This window comes from Exiguobacterium sp. EF_C8, assembly GCF_054956715.1.
The window spans coordinates 509,032-532,551 of record NZ_CM143264.1 but is presented as its reverse complement, the minus strand read 5'-3'; the positions used below and the strand labels follow the sequence as shown (position 1 = coordinate 532,551).

General features: G+C 48.2%; 19 protein-coding genes and 1 riboswitch. Of the genes, 3 read left to right on the top strand and 16 right to left on the bottom strand.

Translation table 11 applies throughout. From position 1 onward, the window contains the following. Positions 1 to 7: 7 nt before the first annotated feature. The 5 genes from ACY2IG_RS02810 to ACY2IG_RS02790 form a co-directional block, all read right to left on the bottom strand. Positions 8 to 1,207: an aspartate kinase gene (locus ACY2IG_RS02810; protein WP_035412361.1), complete on the bottom strand. Its 1,200-nt coding sequence runs from the start codon at positions 1,205 to 1,207 to the stop codon at positions 8 to 10. 112 nt (positions 1,208 to 1,319) lie between these two features. Then, a riboswitch (Lysine riboswitch) is annotated at positions 1,320 to 1,497 on the bottom strand. Positions 1,498 to 1,567: 70 nt separating this feature from the next. After that, the gene (argH, locus tag ACY2IG_RS02805; RefSeq protein ID WP_290788068.1) at positions 1,568 to 2,938 is read right to left on the bottom strand and encodes an argininosuccinate lyase; all 1,371 of its coding nucleotides are present in this window, start codon (positions 2,936 to 2,938) and stop codon (positions 1,568 to 1,570) included. Beyond that, positions 2,935 to 4,140: an argininosuccinate synthase gene (locus ACY2IG_RS02800; protein ID WP_290754175.1), complete on the bottom strand. Its 1,206-nt coding sequence runs from the start codon at positions 4,138 to 4,140 to the stop codon at positions 2,935 to 2,937. Before ACY2IG_RS02800 ends, argH begins: the two co-directional genes overlap by 4 nt. 118 nt (positions 4,141 to 4,258) lie before the next feature. Next, positions 4,259 to 4,687 carry a GNAT family N-acetyltransferase gene (locus ACY2IG_RS02795; RefSeq protein ID WP_056063443.1) on the bottom strand — a complete coding sequence of 143 codons (429 nt, stop codon included), beginning with the start codon at positions 4,685 to 4,687 and terminating at the stop codon, positions 4,259 to 4,261. Continuing rightward, entirely contained in the window at positions 4,684 to 5,832 is a 1,149-nt protein-coding gene (locus ACY2IG_RS02790; RefSeq protein WP_462618347.1) for an alanyl-tRNA editing protein, read from the bottom strand. Before ACY2IG_RS02790 ends, ACY2IG_RS02795 begins: the two co-directional genes overlap by 4 nt. 128 nt (positions 5,833 to 5,960) lie before the next feature. On the opposite strand from ACY2IG_RS02790, the gene phnF reads away from it, so the two are divergent. Further along, a complete protein-coding gene (gene phnF / locus ACY2IG_RS02785; protein ID WP_462618346.1) occupies positions 5,961 to 6,695 on the top strand; it encodes a phosphonate metabolism transcriptional regulator PhnF in 735 nt (244 codons plus the stop codon). Between the two features lie 56 nt (positions 6,696 to 6,751). Here the strand turns inward: phnF and ACY2IG_RS02780 are convergent, their stop codons facing one another. From ACY2IG_RS02780 to ACY2IG_RS02760, 5 genes are all read right to left on the bottom strand, one after another. Continuing rightward, entirely contained in the window at positions 6,752 to 7,861 is a 1,110-nt protein-coding gene (locus ACY2IG_RS02780; protein WP_308102347.1) for an LCP family protein, read from the bottom strand. 324 nt (positions 7,862 to 8,185) lie between these two features. Beyond that, positions 8,186 to 8,947, bottom strand: coding sequence for a glucosamine-6-phosphate deaminase (gene nagB, locus ACY2IG_RS02775; RefSeq protein ID WP_056063434.1), 762 nt, complete (start codon positions 8,945 to 8,947; stop codon positions 8,186 to 8,188). Next, positions 8,944 to 10,101, bottom strand: a complete 1,158-nt coding sequence (gene nagA / locus ACY2IG_RS02770) for an N-acetylglucosamine-6-phosphate deacetylase (protein WP_462618345.1) — start codon at positions 10,099 to 10,101, stop codon at positions 8,944 to 8,946. The genes nagB and nagA overlap by 4 nt, the downstream gene beginning before the upstream one ends. A gap of 184 nt (positions 10,102 to 10,285) precedes the next feature. Then, entirely contained in the window at positions 10,286 to 12,844 is a 2,559-nt protein-coding gene (gene mprF / locus ACY2IG_RS02765) for a bifunctional lysylphosphatidylglycerol flippase/synthetase MprF (protein WP_462618344.1), read from the bottom strand. Then, entirely contained in the window at positions 12,841 to 14,196 is a 1,356-nt protein-coding gene (locus ACY2IG_RS02760; RefSeq protein WP_290754199.1) for an MATE family efflux transporter, read from the bottom strand. Before ACY2IG_RS02760 ends, mprF begins: the two co-directional genes overlap by 4 nt. Before the next feature lie 92 nt (positions 14,197 to 14,288). Between ACY2IG_RS02760 and ACY2IG_RS02755 the strand changes: the two genes are divergently transcribed. Further along, positions 14,289 to 15,077: a CHAD domain-containing protein gene (locus ACY2IG_RS02755; RefSeq protein ID WP_035412333.1), complete on the top strand. Its 789-nt coding sequence runs from the start codon at positions 14,289 to 14,291 to the stop codon at positions 15,075 to 15,077. Here ACY2IG_RS02755 and glsA read toward each other — a convergent pair. The 3 genes from glsA to ACY2IG_RS02740 form a co-directional block, all read right to left on the bottom strand. Beyond that, entirely contained in the window at positions 15,068 to 16,000 is a 933-nt protein-coding gene (gene glsA, locus ACY2IG_RS02750) for a glutaminase A (protein ID WP_035412330.1), read from the bottom strand. The genes ACY2IG_RS02755 and glsA overlap by 10 nt on opposite strands. 127 nt (positions 16,001 to 16,127) lie before the next feature. Next, positions 16,128 to 18,704: an ATP-dependent chaperone ClpB gene (gene clpB, locus ACY2IG_RS02745; RefSeq protein WP_214856370.1), complete on the bottom strand. Its 2,577-nt coding sequence runs from the start codon at positions 18,702 to 18,704 to the stop codon at positions 16,128 to 16,130. A 6-nt stretch (positions 18,705 to 18,710) separates the two neighbouring features. Next, positions 18,711 to 19,568 carry a DnaJ C-terminal domain-containing protein gene (locus ACY2IG_RS02740; protein WP_035412324.1) on the bottom strand — a complete coding sequence of 286 codons (858 nt, stop codon included), beginning with the start codon at positions 19,566 to 19,568 and terminating at the stop codon, positions 18,711 to 18,713. A 195-nt stretch (positions 19,569 to 19,763) separates the two neighbouring features. On the opposite strand from ACY2IG_RS02740, the gene ACY2IG_RS02735 reads away from it, so the two are divergent. Next, positions 19,764 to 19,958, top strand: coding sequence for a YwbE family protein (locus ACY2IG_RS02735; protein ID WP_290754208.1), 195 nt, complete (start codon positions 19,764 to 19,766; stop codon positions 19,956 to 19,958). Positions 19,959 to 20,013: 55 nt separating this feature from the next. On the opposite strand, the gene ACY2IG_RS02730 is transcribed toward ACY2IG_RS02735, so the two are convergent. From ACY2IG_RS02730 to ACY2IG_RS02720, 3 genes are all read right to left on the bottom strand, one after another. Next, complete coding sequence (locus ACY2IG_RS02730; protein WP_308102343.1) at positions 20,014 to 21,189, bottom strand: M20 metallopeptidase family protein; 1,176 nt, start codon at positions 21,187 to 21,189, stop codon at positions 20,014 to 20,016. A 13-nt stretch (positions 21,190 to 21,202) separates the two neighbouring features. Continuing rightward, positions 21,203 to 22,057: a MurR/RpiR family transcriptional regulator gene (locus tag ACY2IG_RS02725; protein WP_214856368.1), complete on the bottom strand. Its 855-nt coding sequence runs from the start codon at positions 22,055 to 22,057 to the stop codon at positions 21,203 to 21,205. 260 nt (positions 22,058 to 22,317) lie between these two features. After that, positions 22,318 to 23,496 carry a CamS family sex pheromone protein gene (locus ACY2IG_RS02720; protein ID WP_035412315.1) on the bottom strand — a complete coding sequence of 393 codons (1,179 nt, stop codon included), beginning with the start codon at positions 23,494 to 23,496 and terminating at the stop codon, positions 22,318 to 22,320. Positions 23,497 to 23,520 lie beyond the last annotated feature (24 nt).

The following is a 23,520-nucleotide window of genomic DNA, read 5'->3' as shown; positions in this document are numbered from 1 at the left end:
TTCCTCCTTATAACTCGAACGCGTTTGCAATCGCTGCAACCGTCCGTTCAATGTCTGCTTGTGCAATCGTGTACGAGATGCTGATTTCTGATGTCGTGACTTGATAGAACGGGATATTCTCCGCTCGGAAGATTGCGAACAATTTCGAAGCAACACCTGTTGCATCCCGCATCCCGATTCCGACGACAGATAACTTCGCGTGCTGATCGTGGCGGTCGACCTTGACTGTCGTGAAGCGATCCATGATATCTTTCAATGCTTCGTCGAGGAACTCTTCCTCGTCGAGTGGACAAGAGAACGATAAGAAGATGTCACTGTCGAACGTCGTTTGACTGATCATGTCGATATTGACGTGACGGTTCGATAAGAGTTCGAAGATATCGGCTACTGCTGCATTCGTTTGCGGTACGTGTTTGATTGATACCGTCAAGACGTTCTTCGTCACACTGACACTCGTCACCGCTTTTTGTTCCATTGTTTCCGTCGCTTCCATGATCCATGTTCCCCTTTTCGATTCAAGTGTTTTCCCGACGAAGATGTGTACGCCGTATTTTTTTCCTAGTTCGACACTTCGCATTTCCATGACCTTCGACCCGAGGGCGCTCATTTCCATCATCTCATCATACGAGATATGTGGAATCGGTTGAGCGGCGGCATGGATTCGCGGATCAGCTGTATAGACACCGTCGACATCGGTATAGATTTCGCACCGTTTATCAAGGACTGCCGCAAGGGCAACTGCCGTTGTATCCGACCCACCCCGTCCGAGTGTCGTGACATCACCGAGTTCGTTGACACCTTGGAATCCGGCGACGATGACGACATCGTACGTTTCGAGTTTTTGTCGTAACAGATCTCCATCGATCTGTTTGATCTTACTTTTCGTATGCACGCCCATCGTGCTGATTCCTGCTTGAGCGCCTGTTTGCGATAACGCTTTGACACCGAGCGAGTTGAGGGCGATGCTGAGTAATGAAATCGTCTGTTCTTCTCCGATGGCAAGCAGTCGATCGAGTTCTCTTCGCTCGGGGCGATCCGTGATGGCTTGCGCCTGAGCGATCAAAGAATCTGTCATCTTGCCCATCGCCGAAACGACGACGACGAGTTTTTCACCTTCGGCTGCGCGACTCTTCAAATAATTCGCAATAGACTGAATCTGTTCGACAGTCGCAACCGAGCTTCCACCAAATTTAAGTACAGTTGTCACAATCCTATCTCCTTTGTCCCGATACAGAAAAAAACGACGGGCCGGTAGGAGCGTTCCTACGGCCCGTCGTTATCACGATCGGACAAACGAAGACAAAGTCATTCGTTCTTTTACGTAAGATAGCGCTCCGAAACATCGGTTTCGGCAGTACAACGGATCTTAACCGTTGTACCAGCAAACAAGAAGAAGCATCTTCTCGTTCACTTCGGCGGACTTCCCCTTTCACATCATTCGGCATGCTTGCCTTCAAGAATGATGCTACTCATGTCATCCGCGCCTCTATCTGTCGGTTGTTAGTTACAGTTATAGCAGACATCTTTTGTTAAATCCAGTCATTTGACTGTTTTTTTTCAAAATTCGTCAATTCGCAAGATGCTGTTTCGCGAGTTCGAGTTGCTCCGACACGGCAGCAAACCCTGTCCCGCCGTAGCTAGTCCGGCGTGCTACTGCTTGAACCGGATCGAGGAGCGGATAGACGTCTTCTGTGATATCAGGATGGAACGTTTGATACGTCTCGAGGTTCAAATCCTTCAGGAAACAACCGTTCTGCACACAGTAAAGGACGGCTTTGCCGACGATTTCATGCGCTTCCCGGAACGGTATGCCTTTCGTTACAAGGTAGTCAGCGAGTTCCGTTGCATTCGAGAAGTCTTGCATTGTCGCCTTCTTGAGCGCTTCGGTCTTAAACGTCGCAGATTCAATCATTCCGGTGAAGATTTGAACGGACTTGAGAACGGTATCTGCTGTATCGAAGACCCCTTCCTTATCCTCTTGCATGTCTTTGTTGTAAGCGAGTGGTAATGCCTTCATCGTCGTCAAGAAGCCCATCAGGTTGCCGTAGACGCGACCTGTTTTTCCACGAATCAATTCAGCAAAATCAGGGTTTTTCTTTTGTGGCATCATGCTCGAACCTGTCGAGAAGGCGTCAGACAACTCGATGAAGCCGAATTCTTGCGACGCCCAGATGATGATTTCTTCACAAAAACGTGAGAGATGCATCATGACGGTCGAGGCGATTCCGAGATATTCAATGACGAAGTCGCGATCGGAGACAGCATCGAGACTGTTCGGATAGACCGACTCAAAACCGAGCAACTCGGCAGAACGGAAACGGTCGATCGGGAACGTGGTCCCCGCGAGCGCGCCTGCCCCGAGTGGTGATTTCCGGATCCGTTTTTGATTGTCCGTCAACCGTTCGACATCACGTTCGAACATCCAGAAATAAGCGAGCAAGTGATGCGCAAGCGAGATTGGTTGTGCCCGTTGCAAATGCGTATACCCCGGCATAACCGTCTCGATATGTTGCTCAGCTTGTTCCGTAATGACCGATTGGAGCTCGCGTAATGCCGTCGTCAACGCTTCGACATGCTGCTCCATCCATAGATGTAAATCGGTTGCGACTTGATCGTTTCGGCTCCGTGCCGTATGCAGTTTCCCTGCAACTGGACCGATCTGTTCCGTCAACAAACGCTCAAGATTCATATGAATGTCTTCGTCCGCTAATGTGTAGGAATGGTCCTTTAACGTCGCTTCGAGTTGCTTTAATCCTTGCTGGATTTGTGTCCACTCATCTTGAGCGAGAATCCCTTGTTCAAATAACATCTGTGCATGTGCGAGACTGCCTTTCAAATCAACGCTTGCTAATTTTTGATCGAACGTGATTGATGCTCCGAAGGCTTCCGCTTGAGCGGAAGCACTTTCCGTAAAACGTCCACCCCAGAGTTTGGTCATTTCGTTACACCCGCCTGACGATGTACACTCGCATGCGTTGAAACGGCAAGACCGTGTAATTTGATGAAGCCTTTTGCTGCTTCATGATCGAATGCATCTTCTTTCGTGTACGTCGCAAGTTTCTCATCATAAAGCGAGACAGCCGACTGACGACCTGTGACAGTTGCATTTCCTTTGAACAGTTTAACGCGAACTTCTCCTGTGACGTCCTGTTGTGTCGCCGTCAAGAAAGCTTTCAATCCTTTCGTCAATGGCGCATGGAAGAGACCGTTGTAGATCGTTTCTGCATATTGTTTGCTGAGTAATGGTTTGAAATGCGCGACGTCCTTCGTCAATGTAATAGTCTCGAGTGCAGCGTGCGCTTTGAGTAAAACAGTTGCGCCTGGGCACTCATAGACTTCCCGCGATTTGATACCGACGAGACGGTTCTCGACGTGGTCGATCCGTCCGACCCCATGTGCTCCAGCGATGATGTTCAGTTCCGTAATCAGTTTCGCTAATGGATACTTCGTCCCGTTGATAGAAACTGGAACACCTGCTTCAAAGCCGATAATGACTTCTTCTGCCTGATCCGGAGCGTCTTCTGGTGCTACCGTCAACGCATATGCGTCTTGTGGTGGTTCTGTCCATGGATTTTCTAGGACGCCACATTCATTACTCCGTCCCCAAAGGTTCATGTCGATCGAGTATGGGCTGTCGAGGTTGATCGGGATTGGCACATTGTTTTCTTTCGCGTAGGCGATCTCTTCTTCCCGTGACCATTTCCATTCCCGAACCGGTGCGATGACTTCGAGTGACGGATCAAGTGCCGCGACCGAAACTTCGAACCGGACCTGGTCGTTCCCTTTTCCGGTACATCCGTGTGCGACCGCCGTCGCACCATGCTGATGTGCGACTTCGACGAGCTTTTCTGCGATCAATGGACGCGAAAGCGCTGAGATCAACGGATAGGCATTTTCGTAATGGGCGCCATATTGAAGTGCTGGCAAGACAAAGTCTTGTGCGAATTCTTCTTTGACATCGAGAACGATTGATTCGATCGCACCGACGAGGAGTGCTTTTTCCTTGATGACGGATAAATCTTTTCCTTCTCCGACATCCATGCATAAGGCAATGACATCATAGTCCTTGCTCAACCATTTGATGGCTACTGATGTATCGAGTCCCCCAGAGTACGCTAAGATTAATTTTTGTTTTGACATGTATAATTCCCTCCTGGTTTTTAATTCATTTGTCTGTATAAAAATTCATTATGAATTATATATATACATAGAAAACAAAAAAAAGAAACCCTTTTTGCAGGATTTCTTTCAAAATAACTTACATTTTCTTCTCCATCGTCCGGTGTGGAATGCCCGCATCGTCGAATTCATCGGAGACGATCGTATACCCAAGACCTTGATAAAACGGGATGGCTTGGACTTGTGCACCGAGTGTCAGCAGTTGTTTTCCTTCACGTCGCGCGATACGTTCCATCGCCTGCATCAACTCACCACCGTATCCTTTTCCTCGGGCTGTCGACAGCGTCGCCACACGTTCCACCTTCATCCGTTGGTCGTCATATGGACGTGTGCGACCCGTTGCAACCGGTCGACTCTGTTCATCGAGGACAAGCAGATGAATCGCTGTTTCATCATGTGTATCGTATTCAAGATGACGTGGTACGCCTTGTTCCTCGACAAAGACACGCTCCCGGATCATCCGAACGGCTTGTTGTTGTTCTGCTGTACGTACTTGAATGACTGTCATGAGTGATATTCCTCCCGTAATCGATCGACATATGCCATCGCATCATCCCGATTCGTAAATTGTGCTTGTGCCTGAACTGCACTTCCTCCACCTCGTCCATTGAATGCTTGGACATGCGCTTTAGCGAACTTCCCAAGATGGGGTTCCCCTGGACTACTCATCAGTAGTTTGTTTGTCGTCGCATTCCAGACGACGCCGACGCGTCCCGCTTCTTGGATCGCTTTAGCGAGTTGCTCGGACGTTTTGATTTCTTCATTCAGATGTTCAAATACCAGAATGCCTTCTTGTTGTTCTAAAGCTTGAGTGAGCGTGAATGTTGCAAGTTGTTCCTGGGCGTGTTCGACCTGTTTCGTTAAGCGTTTCTGTTCTTCTTGTAACGCTTGAACGGCTTCTAGCATTTGAACCGGCTTGACTGACAAAGCTTGCGCCGCTTCCCGTAAGACTCGTCGTTCTGACTGAATGAGTTGGTATGCCCGTTCCTTTGCGACATAGGATAGACGAATGTTCCCACGAATCCGTTCGACCCCAGTAAAGAGAATCAACTCGAGCTGTGCCGTCGAATCGAGATGCGTCCCACCACAGGCACTATAATCAAGTGTGCCGATTTGAACGACACGAATTCGTCCTTCGACTTGTGGTGTTTTTCGTAATGGTAGACGTAGGGCTTCCTCCTCGTCATATTCAGTCGCCGTGATCGGTAATCCTTGTTCAATCACATGTCGTAATCGTCGATCCAGCTGTTCTTGTTGAATAGTTGTCCATTCAGGTGTCTCGATATCAAGCGTCGAAACCTCACTTCCCGTCCGAAAACTAAGCGTTTTGATGTTCGACTCATCGTGTAAGATCGCAGAGATCACGTGTTGTGCCGTATGTTGCGCCGCATGATCAATTCGGACTGCATCATCTATGATACCGGTGACGTCTCCTGTGAGCGGATTCGCCAGTTGATGCCAGACGACACCGTCTTCGATTTGAACGTCAAGGACAGGTTGGTTGTTCAATGTTCCACGATCTGCTGGCTGTCCACCGCTCTCCGGATAAAAGTAACTTTTCTCTAAAGCAACCCAATAGCCGTCTACTTGTTTTGTCGCACGAAGGGATGTCTGAAAGGTTCGGACATCGGATTCTATTTGTTCGGGGCGCATGCCTCGACCACCTTTCTCTGTCAGTTTCACTCTGTATTATGCCATATTTCATCCAGAACCGTTTGTCGGCTTGCCTTTTTCCTAGTACACTAGACGAAAGACTACCGATCGCGAAAGGACGAAATGCCGTGATTCAGCACATCAATAAAAATTCACCACTCCCCATTTACTATCAAATTGAATCTGCCTTAAAACAACAAATCGAAAGCGGCGTCCTTCAACCTGGAGACTTGATTCCGTCCGAGCGCGAATTCGCCGAGGCCCACCAAATTAGCCGAATGACGGTTCGTCAAGCCATTTCAAACTTAGTCAACGCTGGTTACTTGATTCGTCAAAAAGGACGAGGAACATTCGTCGCGAATAAAAAAATCGTCATGCAACTTTCCGGTTTGACGAGTTTCTCGGAAGAGATGGAACATCTTGGACTAGAACCGACGAGTGCGCTCCTCTCCTATCAAATCATCGACGCGTCGATGACAATCGCAAATAAGCTCCGGATTCGCGAAGGCGCATCTGTATATGAATTGAAACGTTTACGTATTGCTGATGAGCAAGCTCTTGCTCTTGAGACCGTCTACATCCCAGAGCAACTCCTGCCTGGACTCGATCAAGACGTCGCGACCGCATCACTCTATGCATTTGCTGAAGCGAGTGGATTAAACCTCGGACGTGCGAGTCAAACGTTTGAATCACGTCTCGCGACAAAGGAAGAAGCGAGTCACCTTGGCTTGTCGACCGCTTCGCCTGTCTTATCCGTCGAGCAACTGACGTATCTCGCGACGGAACAACCGTTTGAATACGTCATCTCTGCTTACCGAGGAGACCGATATACCTTCACTGTCGAAATGGAACGCCAACGCTGAAAAACCCCTCGAATCGCCATGCTGTGACGGTGATTCGAGGGGTTTTCGTGTATAGATTACTGCGCAGGGATCGTTTCTGTCTCTGGTGCTTGTTCTGTCGTATCTTGTACAGCATCCGTTTCATCTGCGATCGGCTTGACTTCTTGACCTTGCATCGCTTTCGCTAAGTTGCTCTTCACTTGTTCCAGTTGATTCGGATCGAGGTGGTATTCCCATTTCCCGCTAATGCCGATATAGCCTTCTCCAGCGAGCTGATACTCCGTTGTGTCACGGAGTGCTGCAGTGAAATCTGCTAAGCGTGTGTAATCATTCGGTCCTAAGTTTGTTTCAACATTATCACCCACGGCATCCAAAATATCACGGTATGCACTGAGCGAACGGAAACTTGCCGCTTCTTTTGCGACCGCTTGAATGACTTGCATCTGTTTTTGTCCGCGACCGATATCACCGAGCGGATCATCATGACGGTTCCGGACATAGGCCAGTGCCTGTTCCCCCGTCAAATGTTGCTTTCCTTTATCAACGGTGATGGTACCCGCTTTACGTTTTGAATCTTGTTCTTTAAACGCATACCGTACATCGATATCTACACCATCTAATGCATCAATCAATTGAACGAATCCTTGGAAATTAACTTTGATGACGTGATCGATTTGAATCCCGAGTAGGTTTTCTGTCGTTTCACGTGCTAATTTAATGCCGTTGTAGGAATTCGATTTATCCATCGAACCGAAGTAAAGGGCATGTGTGATCTTATCTTGCTCAACACCTGTCTTGCCGTAAGGGATATCATACTTCGAATAATCGATGTTCACGAGTGAATCACGTGGGATACTCGTCAACACTAATTGCTCTGTCTTTTTGTTCAAAATTCCGACGATCATGACGTCTGAACGAGCTGGTTCATGACGTTCCTTGCTTTTTTTCGTTTCATCCGTTCCGAGAATCAAGAATGATTCAGACGGAACATCATCATATTTAGAGCTCACTTTTGAGCCGGGAATCTTAATCTGCGTCTTTGCCAATGTTTCTTGCGTTTTGATAAAAACAGCTCCAGCATAACCAGAACCGATGATTGTGACGAGCAGGACGAGTGCAGCGACGACTTTCATGAACATCTTGCCAGCACTTGGCTGTCTCTTTCGTGCGGATCGCGTTTCCATCATGTAAACCCTCATTTTCATGTAAATTTTCCGTAAAGTTCGCTAATCTCCATTATCCGGACATTTAATGAAATGTCAATTTACGTTTCGATTAAAGAAACCGCACAGAATAGTTGCATCTAAAATAATTCCGGTATCGTAGCACTTTGCCTGATTAGCATGAATGCTACCAGCATGTCGTCTTTCGTGATTTCCTTACCTATCTCGCCTTAAAATATAAAATCGCATGAGACCGGGCTTTATTCCCTTCTTTCAAGAACTACAAAAAAGGTACAAAGCCAATTGATGGGGTGGCTCTGTACCTTGTAATTCATTCGTGTTTCTCCATCATGCTTTCATGAAATTCAAATAAGCAGCCCGCCCTGTACGTTTAGCGTCATCTGACAATAAAGAGGCGGCCTCTTCGTCGAGGATCACCATGACATCGGCATGGCGTTTGAGTACGGTCGCCGGACAATCCGTTGTCGCGACCCCTTCCATCATATCGCGGACGGCTTCTGCCTTTCGTTCGCTTGAAGCAACGAGAAGGATTTTTTTTGCTTCCATGATCGTACCGATTCCCATCGTGATCGCTTTCGTCGGCACTTCCTCCAATCGATCAAAGAAACGTTGATTCGCTTCTCGCGTCGATTCCGTTAATTCCGTCACGTGTGTCTTCGCATCGAACGGCGTACCCGGTTCATTGAAGGCGATGTGTCCATTCGCTCCGATTCCGAGCAATTGGATATCGATTCCTCGCTTGCGCACGAGCGCCTCGTATCGTTCACTTTCTTTAACCGGATCTTCTGTATTCCCGATTGGTACGAAAGACTCCTTGAAACGTACGTCATTAAACAAGTGTTCTTGCATGAACGTATGGTAGCTTTGTGGATGTTCTGGGCTGAGACCGACATATTCATCTAGATTGACCGTCGTCACATGTCTGCAGTCAAGCGAGTCCTTCCGCCATTCTTCATACACACCGACTGGTGAACTGCCCGTCGCAAGCCCTACTGTTAATCCTTCCGGATGACGCTCAATTTCCTGTTTCAAAAATTGATACGCCACATGCGCTAATTCTTCTCCTTTTTCTACAATCATCCATTTCATGAGGTAGACTCCTTTCCGTTCGTGATCCGGTATCGCGTACCACGATGAATCGTTTCTTGAATGTGTAATCCCTCGTCGAGCAACACAATATCCGCATCCTTACCGATCGAGAGACTTCCCTTTTGTGTCAACTGAAGCTCTTTTGCCGCATTGACCGATGTCATACGAACCGCTTCTTCGAGCGTACAACCTGTATAGGCGATGATGTTTCGTAAAGCGGCGTCCATCGTCAAAATACTTCCGGCTAAACTACCGTTCTCAAGGCGTGCCGCACCGTCTCGAACGAATACAGCTTGTCCCCCTAACTCGTATTCACCTTCTGCGAGTCCTTTGGCGCGCATCGCATCCGTGATGACGATCAATCGATCTGCACCCTTTATCCGGTAGGCGAAGTCCACCATTTCCGGTGCACTATGAATTCCGTCCGGAATGATCTCGGCATAGACTTCCGGCGTCAGGAGACAGTACCCGACTGTTCCCGGTTCCCGGTGATGCAGCGCACGCATTTGATTGTAGAGATGAGTACCATGGGTGACATGACCAGCTTGGTTTTGGGTATACGTCGCATCCGTATGGCCGGCAGACGGAATCGCACCCGTTAATCGCACTGCCTCCTCGAATGCACGCGCTCCCGGGCGTTCTGGGGCATAGGTCACGATTTTGATCGTATTGCCAGACGCTTCCTGCCATTTCAGGAACTGTTCGACATCGGGTTCAACGATATATTCGCGCGGTTGCGCACCAGCATAATCTGGGTTGATGAACGGTCCTTCGAGGTGAACACCGACGATCGTCGTATCGTCTTGCTCAACGACTGTTCGCACCGTCTCGAGCGCTCGTGTGATGTCTGCCCAATCTTGGGTGATCGTCGTCGCTAAGAAGGACGTCACGCCTTCTTGTAACATCTGTCGGCTGAAATGATGCAACCTCTCGGCATCTCCATCCATGACATCGACATCATATCCTCCATGAATATGCACATCGATCATTCCAGGAATGAGTGATTGATGGTGCGCATCGATCGTCTCTTCTCCTGCGATTTCCTCAAATTCCGACATTGTTCCAATCGCCTCGATTGTTCGGTCAAAGCGAATGAACCCGTCTTCAATCGTCTGCTCTCCCGTGTAAATCCGGGCATTGATGATCACTGTCATCTGGCATCACCCTTTCTTTATCCGTTCCATGACTTGCTTTCGTATTTAGTATAACGTGATTATTTCTAGTTGTATAGACCTTTATACATTTGAACTGAAATTGCAAAAGGGCGATCCCGTTTGTCCTTAGACAAAGGGTCGCCCTTTGTATACCCGTCTACTGCCATCTTCATGCGTCAGTCGATCAGGGTAATAAAATTCGGTCTTTCTTTCGAGAAATCAGACGCGTCGCTTTTAAGATTGCTATCGGTAACGATTGCCGCTTTCGGTAAGCAAGGTAGCGCCCTTCCCATTTTGGATCGTATTTTTCTTTGTATCGTCGTAGACCCGTGAAACTATACATGTAACGAATATTATTGAAGACATCTGCCGCCACACGTTCTTGCCAGAAGGACGTTTCATCCTCGCCGACGGATGAGAGTGGTGCCATTCCCATGTTGAATGTCCGGTAGCCTTCTTCTTTCGCATATTCGAATAGCCGAATGAACATCGCATCCATGATCCCGTTCGGTCCGTCCGGTCGAAAACGCATCAAGTCAATCGATAGGACTCCCTCTTGGTAAGCAGGCATGAACGTCATGAATCCGATCAACCGTCCTTCCGCTTCACGCATGATGCCGATTGGTGCTCGATTTAAGTAAGGTTTGTGGAAGTAACCGAGTGAGAAGCCTTTTTCAGACTTCCCACCTAACCATTCATCCGAGACCTCTTGCAGTTCTGCTAACAATGTATCCGAAAAAGGTGGCTCGATCACTTCAAACGTCATACCTTCTCGTTCAAAGCGATTTTTAATCGAGCGAAGTCCAGCTCGTTTTTTTCCTGATACGGTGAAAGACGGAATATCGACGATCGCTTCTTCACCGAGTTTGAAGAAGTTGAAGCCGAAATCATGATACAGCGACATGTTTTGCGCTTGAATCTGATAGATGTTCGGAATGTATCCGAGATCTTCGACACGGCGCAGGAAGGAGGCGATGACTTGTGAATGCTCCTTTGGATCTCCACTTGGATCACCGAGTACCATGATCCGGTTGCCAGTCTGACTAAACTGAATGAACGAACGATCTGTTTCGGAAAAGAAGAAGCGCTTATCTCCGAGAAACGCCAAATGGCTCAAATAATTGCCACCCTGTTCACGTAATACCGTTTCGATTTTTTCAGCATCGAACTGCTCCCCGAGCACCGGTTGATTAAAGGTGTTAAACAAGCGTATGAAAACTAATCCATAAACGAGCGCAAAGATGGATGAGCTCGCGGCAAACATGAAAATCTCATGCGACGGATACACTTCTGTTCCGTCTGCCGACCCGAGTGTATAAAAAGCGTATCCGAAAAAGACGAACCCGCCAATGTACAACAGACCAACGAACGCAACCCGGATGAAACGCGACGTCGTAATCAGTGTCCGTTCCCGATGAAACGCGTTACGAGACATCAGTAACAATCCGAGGACGACGACGACGGCAAGGAAGGAAATCAAGTTAAATCCACGAAGTGCCATCCCGACCAGCGCGAAGAACGATGCGCCATACATCATATACAAGGAACGCTTCGTTCGACGATAGAGCGCCGTCGATAAGAGGACAAATAATAGTCCGCCCATCAAAAAGAAACTGTTTGCGAGCAACAACGCTTCATGGGGCAATTTAGATTCCAGATATTCATATTGTGTCGAGACTGGTGGCAAAATCGCTAGCCCCCAGATCGTGATACCCGCGAAAAGCGTAATCAACGCTAAGGTGAAGTGACGAATTTTACTGAGGAATCGCAATTGCAAGCGCCAAATGACACCCCCGACCTCAACCGACGGACCAACAATGGGTTTATCTTCGATCATCTTGACGACTGGACCACTAAACTCTCGAGCCGAGAAGACGACACCGATTAAGAAGGGAATCAAGTAATAAACGAGACGATAAATCAATAATCCCGTCAAGACGATGCCTTCCTCGACTCCGGCACGCTGCATACCGATCAAAAAGACTAAGTCGAATGAACCGAATCCGCCGGGTACCATCGAAATCAAACCGGCTGTCGCAGCGATGATGAAGACACCGATCACTTTTGCAAAACTGACGTCTGTTCCGAGTGCTGCCAAAATGAGATAGACGACGACACCGGCACTAAACCACTCCGCAAACGATACAACGGAGTATAAGGCAATCGATTTCGGATGAATGCTGCTGTTCCCACGTCGAAACGAGAACAATAGATAGAGCGGGAAGAATAAGGCAACACCGATGATGACAGGCCATAACCATTTCTTCATTTCAAGCACTTCAAACGCTGGGAAGACGTGCAAGAGGGATAATGTCGATAAGATTGACAAACCGCTAATCAATGTCGGCGCCATCCAACCGATCGCTTTCAACAGGCGTCCGCCTTCAACGAATGGTCGATACAGGGCGGACCGGATGGCCACCCCTGCGAGACCTCCGAAACCGATGATGCCATTAAAGGAGTTCGCAATCCAGGACGCTCGGAAAATCAATCCGACTGGTGCTTTTGCTTCTAGCGAGCGCAACAAAAAGAAGTCATAAAAGAACATTGTCGAGACTGCCACGAGACCTGCGAGAATCAACAGGATGAACTGCCAAGATGGTACTTGGCGGATCGCTTGAATCGATTCCTTTAGAGACAAACTGCGTAATTCATTTTGTCCTTGATAAAAAATGAATCCGATCAAGACGATCGGCAAGATGATCTTCGCAATCGTCATGAGCCGTTGTTTTGAGAATTTCAAGATGCCAGCCTCCTTGATTTACGGATTAAGTACATAAGACGAACAAGCAATAGTGTCGCTCCGACCGCAAGACCGATGATCAATCCCCACCAGTATCCATCTGGTCCAAGTGCTGTGTAGCGTTCAAGATAAAAACCTAATGGTAGTCCAATGACCCAGTAGGCTACGATCGTCAATAAGAAGGTGACGTTGACGTCCTTGAACCCACGTAGTGCACCTTGCGTTGGTGCAGCGACGGCATCTGACAATTGGAAGAAAATCGCGAGAATCATAAAGTGTGCAGCTGCTTCGATGACTTTTGGGTCTCGACTATATAACGCTGCGAGTTCTTCATTCTTTAAGTACAACAGGATACCGGAAAACACGGAAACCGCAACACACATCGTCAACCCGATGCCAACATACTGAACCGCATCCTTGATCCGTTTAGCACCGACCTCGAAACCGACTGTGATTGTCAATGCGGACGCAGCGGACAACGGAATCATATAGACGAACGAGGCGAAGTTGATGGCAGCCTGATAGGCACCGATGATGACGTCGCCATATGCTCCAAGCAACAAGGTGACGGCTGAAAAAATACTGACTTCTGAAAAGATCGCGAGACCGATCGGCGCACCGAGTAGAATCAATTCCTTGATCCGCTTCATGTCCGGACGGTAAAAACGTCGGAGAACACCAAGACGCTGGAACAGCTCTCCTTTCATGACGACAGCGATGATTGCTAGACAAAGAATCCAGTACGTGATGGCAGTCGCAACTCCCGCACCGACACCACCGAGTTCCGGAAAACCGAAGTTTCCGAAAATGAATAGATAATTGAAAAGGACGTTAATGGGTAAAGAGATTAGTAGTAAGACCATCGTAATGTTCGATTTTCCTAATGAATCGATGAGTGTTCGTAAGACGAAGAAAACGAACATCGGCACGATGCCGAGCGCTAGCATCACGAGATAGTTCCGCGCGACTTCGCGCGCTTCTACCGATAACTCCATCCGCTCGAGAATCGGATTGACAGCGAGAAGTCCGATGACGACTGTCAAACCGATGATCACGACAGCGACGTACAACGCCTGCATGACGATCCGTTTGACTTCCCGCTCGCGTTTCGCTCCCATCGCTTGGGAAACGAGCGGCGCGACGGCAAGTAGAATACCGGTCAATCCTGTGTAAACAGGTGCCCATAGACTCGCTCCGACACCGACTCCTGCTAAATCAGCAGAGCCATATCGACCGGCCATGACCGTATCAAAAAAACTGATTAAATAAAACGCGACTTGCGTTACGAGAATTGGAAAGAAGATTTTCATGAATTGTTTCATCTTTCCTGAGAACGTAACTGTTTCTAACATGTTTCCACCACATTTCAGGAGGAGTCCTCCTTAATTTTAAAACGCATCATTCTTGAACTCTTACGAAATCAATCCAAGGAGGGATTCATCTCATGAACCATCGAGATACTGAAAAGCTAACTTTTGAACTACTCGAGACCTGGTCTACCTTCAATCATTATGCCAAAGAATCACAAACGTTTGAAAATCCGGAAGATATCCATCAAGCCCGGATTCGCTTGCGGAAACTGATCACGTTCGCTCGATTGGTCGAGTTGACGGAAGAACCCGTCTATTTGATTTGGAAGCGTCTGATGCACGCCTTCGGTGAAGTGCGCGATCTCGACGTACAGCTCGAAGCGACTTCGAAAAAAACAGAAATCGACCAATTGTTCGCAAACCATGTCGCCTTACAACTCCAAGGAAAACGTTCGACCTTGATTGAGACGATGCATCTCTTGATCTCAAATGAACTAGATCGATCCGTCCGTCGATTTTTAGCGAGTCCGATGACAAAACGCCTCAAGCGGATGTCAGAAAAAGAACTGATTCATGCCGCGGAGAAACGCTATGAGAAAAAACGTGAACAATTTGAAAAAGTACAACGAAAGGATGGTCCAAAACGTATCGAACGGATGCATGAGTTGCGGCTTGCGACGAAAGCGTACCGCTATACGGTCGAGTACTTGCGTCCCTATACGAATCAACCGAAGTCCGCTGTCGATCGTCTAAAAACTACCCAGACGCAACTCGGACATATCAATGACACGTATCAGCGACTGGAAAGATGGCGGTCATTCGAGGTTCCGACTGCTTATCAAGCAGAGCGCTTGCATCAGATCAAACGCTTAGAGGATGAACTGCGTAACGCACTCGATCAAGTTGAGATCGCTCACGGGTGACGTTGAACAAGTAGTTCAAGCATCTTTGTTCCGGCAATCGAATTGCCTTTCGCGTCAAGGGAAGGACCAAACACACCGATTCCGAGATCAGCCATATCGAAATCACTTCTACCACAGGCAACGACCGCACCGGAAACACCACTTTTTCCAGGAAGTCCGACTTGGACAGAAAATTCTCCAGATGCATCATACATGCCACATGTCGTCATGATGGCCCGGATGATTCGTGCGTTACGTCGCGAGATGACTTGACGCCCGGATGGCGTTTTTCCAGATGTACTTAAAATTTTCCCCATCATGGCAAGTCCTTTACAGTTCGTCAAAATCGCACATTGTTTCGTGTAGACGTCGATGATCTCTTCGACGTTGCCTTCGATGACGCCGTGATAGCGCATGAAGTAGAGCAACGCTCGGTTCAAATCTGTCGTTTCGAATTCTGATTCAGCGACATCTGCGTCATATTTTACCATTTCTACTTTAATATCCAATAGTTTTGCGATGAATTGACGCAATTGCAGTAATTTATCCGCAGCATCCGTTCCCGGCAACATGCTGGTCACTGCTAGTGCTCCTGCATTAATCATTGGATTGAGCGGTTTTGTCGGAATCGTCTCTTCAAGTTTCGCAATCGAATTGAACGCATCACCCGTCGGTTCCATCCCAACTTTCGAAAAGACATAATCTTCTCCGAATGTCTCGAGGACGAATGCCAGTGTAATGATCTTCGACACACTCTGTAATGTAAACATCGTGTCCGCATCACCTGCCGAAACGAACGTCCCGTCGGCATTACAGACAGCGATACCAAGTTGGGTCGGATCAACTTTCGCAAGCTCTGGGATGTAACTTGCGACTTGTCCAAGCACTGTATACGGACGACACTCCTCAATCAACTCCTCGAGTTGGGCTTGTGTAACATTCATGGCGTTCCCTCTTTCTCTTTTTTTCTAGCTTATCACGCATCTGGTGGATGCGGATATGGTTCTTCCGTAAACGCTAAAAGGAGTCGACTCGTTTCAGCCGAGTCGACTCCTTTTTCTAGCATCTGCTTTATCCGTTTACGACTAGTTCACCGTCTGCTACATCGATCGCAATCTGGGAACCATCTTGAATCGCCCCACTGATCAAAGCTCGGGCAAGCTTCGTCTCAATCGTCCGTTGCATATAACGGTTGATTGGACGCGCACCGTATTGCGGTTCGAATGCTTCTTCAAAGATCAGCGTCTTCGCAGCATCCGTGACATTAATCGTAATGCCGCGTCCAGACAAGCGAGAAGTCATCTTCTCGACCGCTTTGTCGATGATTCGTTCGATCTCTGTCCGGTGGAGTGGATGGAACAAAATCGTATCATCAATCCGGTTTAAAAATTCCGGTCGGAAGTGACGCTTCAGTTCTTGGCGAACGGCTTCTTCTTCCGCCGCATCGATGACACCATCTTTTGCTGCTTCAAGCAAGATGGGCGCACCGATGTTTGATGTCATGATGACGATCGTGTTCTTGAAGTCGACGACACGTCCTTGCGCATCTGTTAACCGACCATCGTCGAGCAACTGAAGCAAGATATTGAAGACATCTCCGTGCGCTTTTTCGATCTCATCGAATAGAAGAACCGAATACGGGCTCCGTCGGACGGCTTCCGTCAATTGACCGCCTTCTTCATAACCAACGTATCCTGGAGGCGCACCGACGAGACGGGAGACATTGTGTTTTTCCATATACTCCGACATATCGATGCGGACGATATGATCTTCACTATCAAACATCGCTGCCGCCAAGGCTTTTGCAAGTTCTGTCTTCCCGACTCCTGTCGGACCGAGGAACAAGAACGAGCCGATCGGACGATTCGGATCCTTGATACCTGCTCGCGCTCGAATGACAGCATCCGCGACGAGACGAACCGCTTCGTCTTGACCGAAGACACGCTCATGAAGCGTATCCTCGAGATAGAGTAGCTTTTCCCGTTCGCCCTGCGCAAGCCGCGTCACTGGAATGCCGGTCCATTTCGAGACGATGTCGGAGATCTCTTCTTCCGTCACCGCTTCCCGAACCAGTTCGTGGGAGACGTGTTCAGATGATTCTTCCGCGACTTTCAGACGCGCTTCAAGGTCTGGAATTTGACCGTACTTGATTTCTGATGCCCGGTTTAAGTCATAGCGCCCCTCGGCTTCTTGTAACGCCAGTTTCGCTTTCTCAAGATCCGCGCGTAACTGTTGGACACTTTGCGAACTCTCTTTTTCCCGTTCCCATCTTGTCCGAAGCGCACTCTCATCTTCTCGGGCAGAACTGAGTTCTTGCTGTAAGACGGCAAGTCGTTTCCGGGATGCTTCATCCGTCTCTTTCTTTAATGCTGCTTCCTCGATCTCGAGCTGCATGACCCGGCGGACGAGGGAATCGAGTTCAGCCGGCATCGACTCCATATCCGTCCGAATCATCGCACATGCTTCATCGACGAGATCAATCGCTTTATCTGGCATGAACCGATCCGTAATATACCGATCGGATAACATCGCCGCCGCGACGAGTGCATTGTCATGAATCCGCACACCGTGGTGAATCTCGAACCGTTCCTTTAATCCACGCAGAATAGAAATCGTATCCTCGACATCCGGTTCCGCGACGAGGACTTGTTGGAAGCGACGTTCGAGCGCTGGGTCCTTTTCGATATACTTCCGGTACTCGTCAAGCGTCGTCGCACCGATACAGTGCAATTCTCCTCGCGCAAGCATCGGCTTGAGCATGTTTCCGGCATCCATTGCGCCGTCCGTCTTTCCGGCACCAACGATCGTATGCAGCTCATCGATGAATAAGAGAATCTGTCCTTCGGCTTCCTTGACTTCATTCAAGACCGCCTGCAGGCGCTCTTCGAACTCACCACGGTATTTTGCACCAGCGACGAGCGCACTCATGTCCAAACTGAACAACTGCTTGTTTTTGAGACTCTCGGGTACATCTCCTCGGACGATCCGTTGCGCGAGTCCTTCAACGATTGCCGTTTTCCCGACACCAGGTTCTCCGATTAAGACGGGATTATTTTTAGTCTTCCGACTTAAAATCCGGATGACACGTCGAATTTCATCGTCACGACCGATGACTGGATCCGTTTTCCCGGACCGGAAGTCCGCTACGAGATCGCGTCCATATTTTTTCAGCACATCAAACGTCTCTTCGGGATTTTTCGTCGTGACCTTGCGATTGCCCCGCATACTGACGATCGCTTCCCGAAGTGTCTCTTCCGTAATGCCTTGACGACGTAAATATTGAGCTGCTGGACTTGATTGTTTGATCAGGGCTAATAATAAGTGCTCAACGGAGACGTAGTCATCCTGCATGAGTCGCGCTTCCGTCTCCGCTTCCGTCAACACGTTCAGCAACGAGCCCCCGATCCGTGGCGTCGTCGCCTGGGACAGAGCCGGAAGCTTACCAATCGCTTCGTCAATCGCTGCATTCAATGTCTCAATCCGTTGATTCAACTTTTCAAAAATGACCCGTGCAATTCCCTCTTCTTGAGCAAGTAAGGCAAGTAACAAATGCCACTCTGTGATTTCACTATGACGACGTTGTTTCGCAATCGCTTGGGCAGAGACGATTCCCTCATGTGCCCGATCCGTTAAACGTTCAAAATCCATCCTTGATCACTCCTTCACTGCAAGTTGACGTTCCCACTCTTCATAAAAGGCGCGGTCCATCTCAGGTAACTTGACTTCGAGTTGGACGAGTAATGCCCCACGATGACCATTCGCTTGACTCAGACCACGATTTGGAATCCGAAGTCGTGCTCCTGGTTTTGTGCCCGGTTTGACTTTCAGTTTAATTCGTTTTCCTTCAAGTGTATCTGCGACGACTTCTCCTCCAAGTACAAGTGTCGTCGGATGAACGCGGACGGTCGAGATGACGTCTTGGTCGACCCGTCGGAACTGATCGTCATCCTTCAGGTGAATCGTCACGTAAACATCTCCCGCGACACCTTGTCGGTTACGCATCGAACTTTTTCCACGTAAGCGGACTTTTTTGCCGTCATAGACATCTTTCGGTAGCGTCAACTGAATCGAACCAGTCGCAAGACGCACCGTGACTTTTTCATTCGTACTGAGATGACTGAGTGGAACCGTCAATTCAAGCTCTTCATCGGTCGACACTTCTTCCTGACTAAAGAACGAACCGAACATGTCTTCAAATCCGAACGATTGTCCAGGTCGTGTCCGTCCACCACCTCCGAACTGTCGGAACAGATCTTCATAATCTCCAGCGCCCCCAGCTCCAGCACCTGCCATCCGGTCGAAGTTACTGCCGTATCGATCGTACTGGGCTCGTTTCTCCTCATCCCCAAGCACATCGAAGGCTTCTTGGATATCCTTGAAGCGCTGGTCCGCACTCGCCTCCTTGTTGACGTCTGGGTGATATTGCTTCGCCAGTTTGCGGTACGCGCGCTTAATATCTTGATTCGATGCATCCTTTGCGACACCGAGTGTTTGATAATAGTCTTTTGCCATTCGAGTTCACTTCCTTTTCCTATACTTCATTACCTTAATTATAAAAGTCATATCTTAATTGGTCAAATATAGTCAAACTTTTTTCTGACATTCTGTTCTCTTTTCACTTTACGTCCTTGCGACAAACAAGTTTCACCGGCTGAACCATGTTATACTGATAGCCAAACAGGAAATGAACGATGGGAGGATCTACAGATGGACGGTAAAACACGTAAAAATATCACACCTGGTCTTAAAGTCAGTATCGTGTTGAAACAAGATCAACGAACAGGTAAACGAACAGAAGGAATCGTTAAAGACCTTCTCACGAAATCACCGCAGCATCCGCACGGGATCAAAGTGCGCTTAGAAGACGGACAAGTTGGTCGTGTTCAAGAAATTTTAAGTTAAGAAGACAACAATCGCTCGCCCTGATTCCTTTTCGGAGTCAAGACGAGCGATTTTTTCATGCTTCCGCAGTTTGTTCTAAATACCGCCACGTTGCTTCGACTAGAATACGCGCTGCGTCAAGCATCGCTGGCTCTTTAAAATCAAACTGGGGATGATGATGCGGTGGATACGAAGCGTCCCCGGCTCCTGTAAAGAAGAACGCACCGGGTACGTGTTGCAGATAATACGCGAAGTCCTCGCCGCCCATCGTCGGTTCGATTTCAAATACATGCTTGTCTCCTAAGATTTCTCGTGCGACGGATTCGATCAATACGGTGGGTACCGCATGGTTGACGACAGCTGGATACCCTTTTTCGTATGTAAATTGATACGTCGCTCCGACCGCCTGACAGATTCCTTTGATCGTCTGCTCCATCCGCTCAATGATTTCGTCCGCTGTCGCTTCATTAAACGTTCGGACCGTTCCTGTTAATGTCGCTTGATCTGCGATGACATTAAACGTATTCCCCGCGTGCAACGTTCCGATGGTCACGACTGCCGGCTCTAGCGGATTAAGTTGACGACTGACGATCGATTGTAATTCCTTGACGATCGTTGCCCCGAGTAAGACAGCATCAATCGTCTCGTGTGGCTTCGCACCGTGTCCGCCTTTTCCATATAAGATCAGCTCGAACTTATCAGCCGCTGCCATGATCGGACCGGTTCGAATACCGACGTGTCCTTGATCGATTGTTGACCAAAGATGCGTTCCGAAGATGACATCGACCCCTTCAAGACAACCGTCGGCAATCATATCTCGCGCACCACCCGGAACGACTTCCTCCGCATGTTGATGAATCAAGACGACATTCCCCGGTAACGATTCCCGCTGCTGCATGAGCGTCTTTGCGACGGCAAGCAACGTCGCCGTATGACCGTCATGACCGCACGCATGCATCACGCCCGGAACTGTCGATCGATACGCGACCTTTTTTCCGTCAGCAATCGGTAAAGCATCGAAGTCGGCACGTAACGCGACGGTCTTCCCCGGTTTTCCTCCACGAATGTACCCGACGACACCACGTCCACCCACTCCTGTCTTGACTTCGATTCCGAGCGTTTTTAAATGTTGCGCGATATAACGCGGTGTCTCGACTTCTTGAAACGATAACTCCGGGTGCTGATGGAGATAACGACGACGCTCCACCATTTCCGGATACAACGCGTCTAGTCCGGCAGTTCGTTCTGACATGTATGTATCCCCCTTATTTTTTTTGATGCAGTGTCTTAACGCTCTCCCGCGTAAATTGGAGACGTTCGAGTGTATCTTCATAGTGTCCCGCAGCATAGGACAAGAATAAGACGTCAATCGCAAACAGTTGAGCCAGTCGTGAACTGAGTGCCGCGCTACGAAGCGGTGCTTCCGGTGCGCGCGAAGTCCAAAGCGCAATATCTGCTAGTTGGCTGATCCGATTGTCCCCAAAACGCGTCAGACTAATAACCTTTAACCCTTGGATTTTCGCCAAGCGAATCAACTCGACGACTTCTTCTGTCTCACCACTGTAGGAAATCGCAAAAAAGACATCTTCTGGGCGTGCATTTGCTAAAATCGTCGCAAGTAGATGCTGATCCGTTTCTTGAATCGCTAGTTTCCCGACACGCGTCCATTTTTGAGCAGCGTCTTCCGCTACGACATGTGACGCCCCGATTCCGTAAAAATAGATTGCACGTGCTTGGTCGATAACGCCGATCGCTTCTGCAATCCAATCATCATTTAACTGCTTCGCTGTATCCTGCAACGCTTGAATACTGTTACTAAGCGTTTTTTCAATCAAGTCGACCGGACGTTCATCCTTTTCGATATCATGATATCCTTTTAAATCCGTGCGTGCCGTATCAGCCGAAATCCGCATCCGCAGCTCTGGATATCCCTTTAATCCGAGTGCACGGCAAAAGCGAACGACTGCAGCAGCACTTGTATCCGACTCCTCTGCGAGTTGGTGGATCGTCATGCGCGCAATTTGGTTCATATGCGTCAAGACGTAGTCTGCGACTTTTCGTGAGGACGATGGTAGTTCTTCTCGAACTGCTCCGATTTGTGAATAGATACCGCCATTCATCTAGATCTCTCCTTTATCATCTTCTTTAAAAGAACTGGCGATTCATCGCGCCGTCCCCGTTTATAGAACTGTTCTTCTTCCATTATGCTCTCTCCTACTGACTTTCGTAAATCTAAAAAATGGGAAAGTGAAACAAAATATCATTCTTCTTCCATACCCTTCCTTTCATACTCATATACTTCTATCTTCAAGCGTTCGTCATACAAAAAAGCGACATTCCGCTAAATAAGGAATGTCGCTTTATAAAGTAAATGGAGAAATCAACGAATCTTGACGATTGGTTTTTTTGTATCCGGATCGAGGAATAGCATCGCTTCCGTATCACCGTTCAAGTTCGTCACAGTGATCGTCGTCGGAATGTTTCGATTATATTCCCAGCGATTCTCAAGCAGGTACGTCACGTACTGAACGAATGCGACGAGTTCTGCTTTTCCGTAAAATTGAACGGGAATCTTCATTTCAAGCTTTTTAAGTTCATCTTCTTGATAGAAGCCTTCCCCCATCATACCAGTGTAGTTCGGGAAGTAGTCTTCTAGACGGTCTTTGAATAAATCAAATTTCGCCGCATCATCACGAACATCATTCGTTGCACGTGCTGACGGGTAGTAGTAATAGCGTTCATTGTAGTTCTTCCAATCATTCGCGCTGATTTGATTCCCGCGACCGATGAATGCAGACGAGAGATAATGACCGGAAACCGGTGAACCTTCTTTTTCCTGGAGGTAGAGGGCGACGTGAATCGGTGTCGTCTTCATACCCTGCGTCTTACGCATTTTCTTGACTAAATTGTTTGCCATCCGCTTCCCTTCAGCAACGACTTTCTTTTCATCAAGTTTAACGGTATAGGTCGGTCCATAGTTTTCATCTTGGAAAACATACTCACTATTTAAGACGAGAGCGATTGATGTACCACCGAGTTCAAGCTTCTTATCTTCTTCAAGCATGTAGTCTTGCTCTAAGATATGCGATAGAATCATAGGTGACTTTTGATTTTTTTCTTTATATGACTTACCTGACGTGTAGGCTGGGTTTAAACCTTCAGGATCGCTGACGCCATCGCCTGCTTTCCCTTTTCGTAACAACCATTTTGCGATTTGGTCGGCTTCGAGTAACTGACCTTCTTGGTAATAGTATTTTTCCGGATCAAAAAATTGTGTCGAATGACGCATCAATCCTGTTTCGATTTCATCGAGTTCAAGACGCGAACTGACACGCTTTTGTGTCATTCCACGTGCGACGCTTGGACGAAACGGTAAGACCGTCCGGTAATACGAATCCGTCGTATCAATGGCTGGACTGACGACGGCTTGGACTTCCTTACCTTGTTCACTTTCAGTAATGACTTCTTTTGTATCGCTACTTGGCGAAAGGTCGAACGAACAAGCACCCAAAAATAACGTGCTCGATAACGTCAACGCTACTGCTTTTTTATAGTTCATCTCTATTTGCACCCCATGTTTTCA